General features: G+C 61.2%; 14 protein-coding genes. 6 read left to right on the top strand and 8 right to left on the bottom strand.

What is annotated here, in order from left to right; genetic code table 11:
* Positions 1-37: 37 nt before the first annotated feature.
* The gene (locus APY03_RS03470) at positions 38-583 is read left to right on the top strand and encodes an alpha-ketoglutarate-dependent dioxygenase AlkB (protein WP_068673915.1); all 546 of its coding nucleotides are present in this window, start codon (positions 38-40) and stop codon (positions 581-583) included.
* Between the two features lie 294 nt (positions 584-877).
* Here APY03_RS03470 and APY03_RS03465 read toward each other — a convergent pair whose 3' ends face one another.
* Complete coding sequence (locus APY03_RS03465) at positions 878-1,465, bottom strand: ribonuclease HII (RefSeq protein WP_068673913.1); 588 nt, start codon at positions 1,463-1,465, stop codon at positions 878-880.
* A gap of 137 nt (positions 1,466-1,602) precedes the next feature.
* Between APY03_RS03465 and APY03_RS03460 the strand changes: the two genes are divergently transcribed.
* The 3 genes from APY03_RS03460 (at position 1,603) to APY03_RS03450 (ending at position 3,556) form a co-directional block, all read left to right on the top strand.
* On the top strand, positions 1,603-2,010 hold the full coding sequence (locus APY03_RS03460) for a hypothetical protein (protein ID WP_068673911.1): 408 nt from the start codon (positions 1,603-1,605) through the stop codon (positions 2,008-2,010).
* 142 nt (positions 2,011-2,152) lie between these two features.
* The gene (locus APY03_RS03455; RefSeq protein ID WP_068673909.1) at positions 2,153-2,545 is read left to right on the top strand and encodes a hypothetical protein; all 393 of its coding nucleotides are present in this window, start codon (positions 2,153-2,155) and stop codon (positions 2,543-2,545) included.
* 51 nt (positions 2,546-2,596) lie between these two features.
* Complete coding sequence (locus tag APY03_RS03450) at positions 2,597-3,556, top strand: S49 family peptidase (RefSeq protein ID WP_068673907.1); 960 nt, start codon at positions 2,597-2,599, stop codon at positions 3,554-3,556.
* A 111-nt stretch (positions 3,557-3,667) separates the two neighbouring features.
* Here APY03_RS03450 and APY03_RS03445 read toward each other — a convergent pair whose 3' ends face one another.
* Positions 3,668-4,024, bottom strand: a complete 357-nt coding sequence (locus tag APY03_RS03445) for a hypothetical protein (protein WP_068673905.1) — start codon at positions 4,022-4,024, stop codon at positions 3,668-3,670.
* A 143-nt stretch (positions 4,025-4,167) separates the two neighbouring features.
* The gene (locus tag APY03_RS03440) at positions 4,168-4,557 is read right to left on the bottom strand and encodes a hypothetical protein (protein ID WP_068673903.1); all 390 of its coding nucleotides are present in this window, start codon (positions 4,555-4,557) and stop codon (positions 4,168-4,170) included.
* Positions 4,558-4,792: 235 nt separating this feature from the next.
* Between APY03_RS03440 and APY03_RS03435 the strand changes: the two genes are divergently transcribed.
* Positions 4,793-5,683 carry a hypothetical protein gene (locus APY03_RS03435; protein ID WP_068673901.1) on the top strand — a complete coding sequence of 297 codons (891 nt, stop codon included), beginning with the start codon at positions 4,793-4,795 and terminating at the stop codon, positions 5,681-5,683.
* A gap of 57 nt (positions 5,684-5,740) precedes the next feature.
* Here APY03_RS03435 and APY03_RS03430 read toward each other — a convergent pair whose 3' ends face one another.
* Entirely contained in the window at positions 5,741-6,130 is a 390-nt protein-coding gene (locus APY03_RS03430) for a hypothetical protein (protein WP_068673899.1), read from the bottom strand.
* Positions 6,131-6,242: 112 nt separating this feature from the next.
* Here APY03_RS03430 and APY03_RS03425 point away from each other — a divergent pair, with 112 nt between their 5' ends.
* Positions 6,243-6,488, top strand: a complete 246-nt coding sequence (locus APY03_RS03425; protein ID WP_068673897.1) for a hypothetical protein — start codon at positions 6,243-6,245, stop codon at positions 6,486-6,488.
* A gap of 117 nt (positions 6,489-6,605) precedes the next feature.
* On the opposite strand, the gene APY03_RS03420 is transcribed toward APY03_RS03425, so the two are convergent.
* The 4 genes from APY03_RS03420 to APY03_RS03405 all read right to left on the bottom strand — a co-directional run bounded on the left by APY03_RS03420 (position 6,606) and on the right by APY03_RS03405 (position 9,049).
* Positions 6,606-7,328, bottom strand: a complete 723-nt coding sequence (locus APY03_RS03420) for a DUF262 domain-containing protein (RefSeq protein WP_068673895.1) — start codon at positions 7,326-7,328, stop codon at positions 6,606-6,608.
* An 88-nt stretch (positions 7,329-7,416) separates the two neighbouring features.
* Positions 7,417-7,854: a hypothetical protein gene (locus tag APY03_RS03415; RefSeq protein WP_068673893.1), complete on the bottom strand. Its 438-nt coding sequence runs from the start codon at positions 7,852-7,854 to the stop codon at positions 7,417-7,419.
* A 102-nt stretch (positions 7,855-7,956) separates the two neighbouring features.
* The gene (locus APY03_RS03410) at positions 7,957-8,301 is read right to left on the bottom strand and encodes a hypothetical protein (protein ID WP_068673891.1); all 345 of its coding nucleotides are present in this window, start codon (positions 8,299-8,301) and stop codon (positions 7,957-7,959) included.
* Positions 8,302-8,494: 193 nt separating this feature from the next.
* A complete protein-coding gene (locus tag APY03_RS03405) occupies positions 8,495-9,049 on the bottom strand; it encodes a hypothetical protein (protein WP_068673889.1) in 555 nt (184 codons plus the stop codon).
* Positions 9,050-9,140: the final 91 nt, after the last annotated feature.

Below are 9,140 nucleotides of genomic sequence, written 5' to 3'. Positions count from 1 at the left end.
GTGCTAAAATGCTTCTCCTACGCTAAAGAGAAGAGCCATGAACGCGCCAATCACGTACATCCCCGGATTTCTGAAAGACCCCGACGCCGTCTTGAACGCGCTTTGGAACGAGCTCGCCTGGGAACGCCGCGGCACGACGCCGCGTCGTGAGTACTACTCCAACGAGCATCCGGTGCCCTACGCCTACGGGGTGGAGGAGTTCAAGCGCGAATACCAGCCACAGCCTTGGCATCCGGTCGTCCTTGACATCAAGGCGGCTCTCGAGGAGCGCACGAACACCAAGTTCGAGGTCTGCTTCTTGAACGGATACGAAGACCAGCGTGACCACCTTGGGTGGCATGGCGACAATTCCAGCGAAATGGACGACGCTCGCCCTATTGGCATCGTCACAGTCGGCGCGGAGCGCGACATCATGTTTCGACGCAGAGGCGACAAGGAAAGCATCGAGCGGCTCAAGCTCCAGCATGGAAGCCTGTGTCTCATGGCCCCAGGTATGCAAGACCTGTGGGACCACAAAATCCCAAAGGCCGGCTTCTCCTGCGGCACGCGCATCAGCTTGACGTTCCGCGGCTACGTCGCCTGACAACAACTGACCCTACGAGCCCCGAAGCCGCAGCTGGCCTCGGGGCTTTTTCTTTGCCGCCGTGCGTGCATCCAACGAAGGAGGCAAAGGCGCGGCCGGCGGGGGACTGAGGCCGGCACGACTCCGTGCGAAACACAGCAAAAGGCTAAGGGCGCTATCCCTAAGGGCGGGGAGTGAATCGCGGTGGTGGGCCCGCTGCGCTCCCGGGTCAGCGCAAGCTGTTAGCAGCCGCTTGATTCCCGCCGGACCCCGCCACCTCGACGGGGTTTTCCTTGGTCGGGCGCGATGGCTTTCCTATCGACGCGCGGCCGCCCGGACCGGAGCAAACGATTGCCGGTGCTCGGGGCAGGGACCGCGCGTGCGTAGTGCTTCCATATGGGCGGCAACGCCGTACCCGGAGTGCTTGGAGAAGCCATAGCCGGGGTAACGCGCGTCCAGCTCGACCATATGCCGGTCTCTGCGCACCTTGGCAACGATGGACGCGGCGGAAATTTGCGGGCATAGGGCATCACCGCCGACCAGGCTCTCCAGCTGGTTGGCTGCAAAGTTCTCGAAGCGTGGCAGCCGGTTTCCGTCAACGCGAATCAGGTCCGGACGGACGGGCAAGGCGGCAACGGCGCGCTCCATGGCCAGGAAGGTCGCCTGCAGGATGTTGATTTTGTCGATTTCCTCGGCGGTGGCCACCCCGACGCCTACCCAGCAATGCTCCTCGATGAGCGGCAGAAGAGCCTCGCGTCGGCGTGCACTCAGTTTCTTTGAATCGTCGAGGCCTGGAACCAAGACGTCGCGGAAGATGACCGCAGCCGCATAGACAGGCCCCGCGAGCGGGCCGCGGCCTGCTTCGTCAACACCGCAAACCAGCTTGAAGGGGGAATTGCTCATGTGGCGCCATTTCGAGACCTGTGAGCTTTTCGAGGGATTCGCCAAGTCTCTGGTCCGTCCCCCTATAGGCGCCGTCGTTTAGCCGCTGGCCCGGGCGGCTTCGCTACACCGGGGCAGGACCAACAGAAAGGAATGACATGACAATCTCTCTTGCGCCCACCGATGCAAATGCGACCGACCCTCTAAGCTCAGTCGCGCTCAACCAAGCGCTGGCGGAAAATGAGGCTGAACTTGCCGCCGTACAGGCGGAGATGGACCGCCTGCGAAAAATCCGAAGCGGGCTGCTGCGACAAACGCCCGTCGCTTGCGAGCGCAACAACTTCGGCCAAGGCTGCGGTGCGGTCACCTCCATCGGCGAACTGACCTACATCCAGACGCACTGGTATGAGGGCCCGCATGGCTGCAGCGGCGGCGACACCTGGCATCGAGGTGAAGGTCAATTCGTCTGCCCAAGCTGTGGGCACCGCAACCGGCTTTACAACCGAAAGGACGTCGAAAAGCTGGCTGGGCTCTTCAGGGTCATCCAAGCCGTGTACGACCGCTGAACTGATTGAACGAACGCCTTGGTCCTTCCGGGGCGTTTTCTTCTGCCTGCCAGGCTAACGAAGAACGCAGAGCCAGCACCAAAGAGTACTTCCGGCTAAACGAATGCTCTAGATGTGCAAACGACTCTACGCAGCACACCCAATGGAATTCCCGGCCCTCACGGAACGAACCTACAACGACAGCCGCCGCAAGCTCTCCGTGCTGGCACAAGCCATGGCACTGGACGTCATCCACCGCGCCCAATCGCAGGCCGTCACTCTCATCCTTCAGGCCGGCCTGCCGGACGATGCTGCACGGCTCCTCAAGAGCGATATTGCCGAGTCGCTGCTGGCAAAGGACGTTGCCCGCGTTGTGGAATGCGAGGGCTACCTGCAAGTTCCAACTGCAGCCCGGAGGGAGGAAATCCTCGAGCAGGCGCTGGTGGGTACCTTGCTCGGCTGGGTTTCGCAGAAGGTGGAGCAGGAGGACGCCCATCGGCTGCTTCAGGCGGTGCTTTCGCTATACGAGCCGTCCAACCCTGACGGAAGACCCTGACCACCCCGAGCGGGTCGCCCCCAGGCAGTGCCACCCCAAGCGAGACCCGCGATGACAACTGAATACACTCCTGACCGCAAAGAGACGCTCGAGCGTCGCATGTTCGACGACCTCCTCGCGGACCGACGGCTCTCCCGCCGATTGACCTACGCGAAGTACGCGGTCATCGCGACCCTCGGCCTGAGCTATCTGGGCGTGCTCGGTTTCGGCTTCTTCAAGTCCGCGGCCCAGCCCATCGTTCCCGGTGGATACGCTGCCATGATTCGCATCGAAGGCGAAATCGGACCAGGCAAGGCGGCCAGCGCCGAGCGGCTGAATCCCCTCCTGGAGAAGGCCTTCGCTGACGTGAACGCCAAGGGCGTCATCCTGCGCATCAACAGCCCGGGAGGCACGCCGGTCCAGTCGGCGCTCATCAACGACCGCATCCTGCAGCTCAAGAAGCAATACCCGGAGAAGAAAGTGGTGGCGGTCGCCGAGGACATGATGACCTCGGGCGCGTACTTCATCTCCGTCGCAGCGGACAAGATTGTGGTCAACCGCTCCACCATCGCTGGCTCCATCGGCGTCATTACCAAGGGCTTCGGTTTCCAGGGTCTGATGGACAAGCTGGGCGTGGAACGCCGGGTCGTGACCGCAGGTGAGTCAAAAAACATGATGGACCCGTTCGGGCCCCAGACGGACGACGAGAGGACGAAGCAGTCGGAGCTCCTGTCGGCCATCCACAAGCACTTCATCGATGCGGTCAAGGCCGGCCGGGGTGCCCGACTTCACATGGAGACACCGAATTTGTTCTCGGGAACCGTTTGGACGGGCGAAGAGGCCGTTCAACTCGGCCTTGCTGACACCCTCGGAGATATCGAATCTGCGGCCCAGGCAAGCTTCGGCACCAAGAACATCCATGAGTACGCGCCGGCGCGTGGTCTGCTGGAGTCCCTCATCTCGGGCGTCAGCGTGCAAGCTGCGGCGCTCCTCAAGCCAGAGGTCGAAGGCCCGCAACTCCTTCCCCGATAGGGTCATTGCTGAGTCCAAAGGAGGGCGCCATTGGCGCCTTTCCTCATGGCCCAACCCGGTCTACGACTGGCAAGAAAAAAGCGCCTCCTGGGGAGGCGCAGAAGAAGAGACTTAGTGAACCGTCGAGAATTCTGCCTTGAAGCGGTCGATTTCCTTGAGAATCCCTGCGTCGCGGCAGCACAAGTTGTCGATGAGGCAGACGCGGTGGCTGCCGTTGACCACAAGCTGGGCTCGGAGGAACCAACCTCGAAACCAGTCCTTCCGGACATTCTCCACGACGTACTTGCGGCCGGTCGTCTTGTCGATGACCTGCTTGCCGACCAGGGGATGGCCGGGCACGTAGTGGTGCGACGGGTAGAAAGCATTGCGTTGAGCGCGCGCAGCCTTCACCTTGAGCCAATGAACCAGGTCGAAATGCGAGTACTCGACAGCGGGAACCGAAGAGTGCGGGAGAGCGATGGCGTTCATGAAGCGTCCTTACTGAGTTAACCTGCCTCGTCTAGATACGAGCTCGAGTGGCCGGCGGCGAGGTCTAACCCTTAGGCACCGCCGCTGCCAACACGGCAAAACGCCCTCGGGGGAGGGCATTTCACGGAGGAATCGGAGAGCTGCTAGTCCGAGCGAAGGCAGAACTGCTCGAAGGCTGCCTGAAGAAAGCCGACCGGTCCGTACTCGCGGTTGACCGCCTCTGCGCCTTCGTGGCCACCGGATTGCCGATACGCAAGCGTTTCTCCTTCGCGCACGTACCAAAGCTGCTCTCCCGCTGGTCCACGGTCCAGGCTGACGAACAGCGAAAGAGCCGGGCGCAGAAGAGAGAGGCCATGACAGACGTCCGACAAGATGCTCTCAGAGGGCTTGGTCTCGTGCAGCCACATGGCGGTCGGTTCCTCGCGCCGAACCTCGACCCCTCTCGCCTTTAGAAGAGGCAGGACTTCGGCTTTGAACGCGTTGATTGCGGTCGCGCTGGCGTGAACAACGAGGGTGGTCTCGTACTTGGACAAAGGTAGCGCTCCTGTTGGGTTAGATGCTCGGTGTAGCCATATGAGTTTGGCGAGCACATCGCGAACCGCAGGCTCGCGCCCGCAAGGTTGGGGCGGCGAGATGAAGCTGGCCGGCAACACTTCCCCCTCCGTTAGTGCGCCCAATCTGGCGCAAAGGCACTGGAAAGGCTATTCTCCGAACGTCGCGATAGCCCGCGTAATTGGATTCAAACTGAGCCAACGCGAAGGTGCACTTATGGACATTCCCAAACTCCCCGCCTTCGTTGGCCCTGATTCACCCACCGCGGACCGCATGCATTGGGTCCGTGTCCCTTTCGATGTTGTGCTCGGGATGTACAAGGAGTCCGTGCTTCGCGTACAGCGCCATCACTTGCGCCGCGCTAAGGAAGCTCGACACATCACAGGTTCCGACAACCCCCTGCACGTCAACTTTCTTGCAGCACGGACTGCTGACGGAAAGACTCGACTGATTGACGGGTACACCCGCATCACCGCCATCCTGCACGAGGGGAAGGTTGCTCCTGCCCAGGTGTGGCTGGGGGTTGCCGATTGCGAGAGCATCACGGATGCAGAGAAGCTCTATGACGCCGTCGATAGCCGCGCGGCCGTCAAGCGGGGCCGGGATGCATTTGAGGAAGGGTTACGTCGCTCAGGCCTTCTGGGCAAGCTCACCAGCCCGGCCTTCGTGCGAGGCCAAGCCGTGTCAGCTGTCGCTGCGGCTGCCGGCGACCGCGACATCCGTAAGGCCGTCTACGAGCTGCGCAAGGGTATTCAGGTGCTCGACCCCATTTCAATTCGAGCGGGCCGCAGCGGGCTTCCTGCTGGCGCCCTGGCAGCACTGCTGGTCGTCGCATCGAAGGAGGAAAGCCGGGCGCCGGAGGTACAGGCCTTTGCAGCTGCGATTCAGCATCCAAAGGAGGTGCCGCTCGAACGACGCAAGGAGCTCGAAGCAGCCTTCAAGTGTGCCGAAGCCTTGAAGCATCGACGAGAGGCAAACGCGCTTTCCGGCAAGAACGTGGAACCCATCATGGAGTTGGTCCTCGGGTACTGGGAGCAGCATTCGGGCAGGGGTGGTCCTCGAGCAACTCCTGTCAAACGCGACGAGTACCTGGCGACCGCCGCCTGAAGAACGAAAAAGCTCCCCTCAAAGCACTTGCTTCAAGGGGAGTGTTCGGAATGATGGCTAGGCCAGTTCGGTTTCGAGCGATTCGATGGCGGTTACTTCCCATCCTCGCTCCAGGCTGAGGGAGGCTTCGTTGCCTTGGTTCTCGCCCAGCACATCGAAGAGGGGCTTCAGGAAAGCACTTGGAGGATAGAAATTCTCCGCGGCCTCCTCATTTGGGGCCTCGACTGCCAACACGATGGTGACAAAGCAGCGGGTTCCAGCTCGGTTGCCAGAGCGCTCCGGGCAAACCTGGCCGCGCACCAGGGTCGCCACGCCTTTCGGGAAGGTCCGAGCCTTCGCGTGACGGGCATTGAACGCCTGGATGAACGCGTCACTCAACTGGCCTGCGGAGACCGTAGCGTTGCGGGTAAAGCCGGTAGCGTCGAATTCGACGTTAAATTGCGCCATTTATGTTGCCTTTTTGATTACAGGAGGGGCACAACGTGCCGATGTACTACTTCCTGTAGAGACGCCGGCAAGGCGGCCCTATACCGAGCAGGTCAACTCAGCGAGCATCTCCATGCCCAACAAAATCGTGTTCATCGGCAACTGGCGCTTCTTCGAAGGCCGCAAGTACTGGCACACGGACATCGACCTTGTTGCCGATATGCGGCGCAAAGGCGTGCGTGACGGCAAACTCCACGGGGTTGCCCTGGAAGCGTTCGTCGTCGCCTGTCTGCGGACGCCGGACTATCAGGTACTCGGCGTCCCAATGGACGCTCAGGACTATGCCGCGGTCAGCGCTGCTGCTCTCGAGGCGGCGTAAAGGCGCCTCGTTCTTCAATCCCCTGTCGACTCCTTGTCTACAGGGGATTTTTTCAGCCAAAAAGGAAATCCCCCGGCAGCTCAAGCTGCGGGGGGATGAATCATCCCGCGGGGCCCATCACGGAACCCAAGAGAGCGCGGCATCGAAGTCGCTTGCGGCCATGGGGACGCCGACCTTGCAGATATGCAAAAACGCGTCCTTTGCTTCCTGCGCAGTGGCGTACTCCATCTCGGTGACCACCACGCGCGCTCCTGAGAATGCCCCAGAAGCTTCGTCGAACCACTTCAGGCCATCGTTGAGAACGGTTTCCCCGAAACCAGCCCACTCGTTGGTCCAGCGGCGGCGCATCAGCGGGCTTGCGACCAGACTGCTGAGCAGGGCTCGCGCCGGCAGCCGGAATCCCGAGTCAGCCTCTGCCTGGTCGACGAACTCCAACTTCTTCTCCCGGAGGTTGGCAACCAGCGCCTTGCCGTCGGCCCACACTGCTCGTTCGGCAGTCGTCAGGTCGTCAGGAAGGGGGCTCGCCTCGTCACGGGCCACCCAAGCGAGGGTCGCAAGCCGGTTCTGGCCGTCCAGTAGCAGCGAACTCGTGGAGTCCCCGCGCAGCATGTGCACGGGGCCCAGCCTTGTACGGCCGGCTTGACTGATGTCGGCCCGGCCATAGGGGGACCAGAGCAGGAAGGCGCCGATAGGGTAGCCGCGCAGGATGGATTCCAAAAGCGCCATTACATCGGCCCTTGTCCAAACGTAGGGGCGTTGGAAGCCGGCGGGCAAGAGCCGCGCGTTGGTTAGGTCCTTCAGCAGGTTGCTGAGGAACACCGAATTTTGCTGAATGTTCATTCGTTCTAGTCCTGTGATGTTGTCCTGCGCCGTATAGCTGACGGTCGCGGGAGGCCAAAAAAAACCTCGCGTTAAGCGAGGTTTGGAATCAGGAGTGCAAGCGGGAAGCTTGCGAATGATGAATCAGGGGTTCAGAAAAAAGCAGCGGTTTGCTGCGCAACTTCAATCGAAGCACGAAACTGAGAGCAGAAGCCCTCAAAACGCGCATCGCAGAAGGCGTTGCGAGCACAGCGATTGCAAAAGCAATCGTTGAATAGCCCAACGAAGCAGTGAAATTCGCATCCATCACAATGGACGCAAATAACATGGCTACGGAACATCCCGTAGCCAGCATGTGAGACATGAAGAAGCGTGACAGCTTCAACATAGCCTTCAACATGGCTAGGAATGCTTCGGCGCCACTGATTTGCTTGCCAAGGAGACCTTGCTCCCAGACAGACACAATCAGTACCTTTGTCATACCGCCGACGGCAGCAACGACGAGGGCTAGTGTTACCAGCGACCCAATAAAGTTTGCGATTTCCATATGTGTGCCTCGATGGACGACGCGCAGCGCTCGATGACGAACTCTGGCGAACAACCAAAAAATGTTTCCTATGCACCATATAGGCACCCGAAAAAAACAGCCTCAGGCGGCCGCAGGCGCCAGGTCGAAGATGGCGAAGTGCACGTTCCCGCGCCCTCGCGGCGCACTGCGCTGCACGACCCAAGGCGGGTAGGGCATATGCTTGGGGCTGTCGTCGGTCACCAGCCCCAGGCCACTCGGATTCTTGGAAGATTTGACAACCAGGCAATCGAGAATGGGCTTGAGCCCGCCATAGGCGTTGTCCCAATCGAGCTCGCCGGCTGACCTACGGACCACGACCAAGGCAGCCTGCGCGAGCGGCGCGGCAGGCCTCCGGTCGGCAAGGCCCCGGCTGAAGACCTTCACCGTCCACAACCGGCGAAGTGCCATGTAGGCCTTGGGCGCCATCCCCCGAATTATGTTGTTCGATGACGTCTCCTGGCCAATTTCAAAGCTGTAGGCCAGTCGCGCGCCCTCGCACCACCGCGGCAGCTCGAGGTCGCCTGGAAGCTCAAGGGGGAGGGTGGTCAGAACGGTCTACACAGGTGCAAAGCAAAGTCCCGGCATATCCCGTCGGGCCGTCGGCGGCTGATGGGCAAGCTCAGCCCATCTGGACGGCAGCACGCTGGCCAGGATTCGGGTCTTCTGGCAAGCCAGCCTGGTCAATGTCCAGAGAATGCCGGTGCGCGGACTCCGGATACTTGGCAAGGCCCACGGCGTACGCATTCTTTCCCAGCTCGATGGAGAACGCCGGTCCGCTGATATTGAGCGCCGGATTCGCACGCAGTTGCGCACCGGTGGCCGCCCGCAGGTGCCAGTTGGAGAACTCCGGGTCGGTGGGCTCCGACTGCGGCTCGTAAAGCAGCACCGGACCATGGCGGCCCTTGAAAGCCGGACGCAACGCGCCCCACTGCTTCACGCGAGCGCTATGGATGAACAAGGTCCAGACATCGTGCTGTGCCTCTCGGGGGAGCACCACGCGATGGAAGCACTCTGGCCCGATGTAGTTGAGAAAGCGCTTTACGACACGGCCCGACCACCGGTCCTCGTAGTACCAGCCAGCCAGAATGAGCGACAGGCTGCGCAGGAACGGGTGGTCGTGAAGGCCGTCAGCGTCGCAAGCAACGAATCGGTGCAGGTAGAAGCGCAGCCCCATCGCCGTTCCGATGTACGACCTCTCCATGTAGGGTTGGCCGAGATGGGAAATGTGACGGGTGGGAAGACGGCCTTGCAGCCAAAAGAGACCT

The organism is Variovorax sp. WDL1, assembly GCF_001541225.1.
In the GTDB taxonomy this organism is placed as follows: Bacteria; Pseudomonadota; Gammaproteobacteria; order Burkholderiales; family Burkholderiaceae_C; genus Variovorax.
This window is presented reverse-complemented; position numbering and strand designations above follow the sequence as displayed.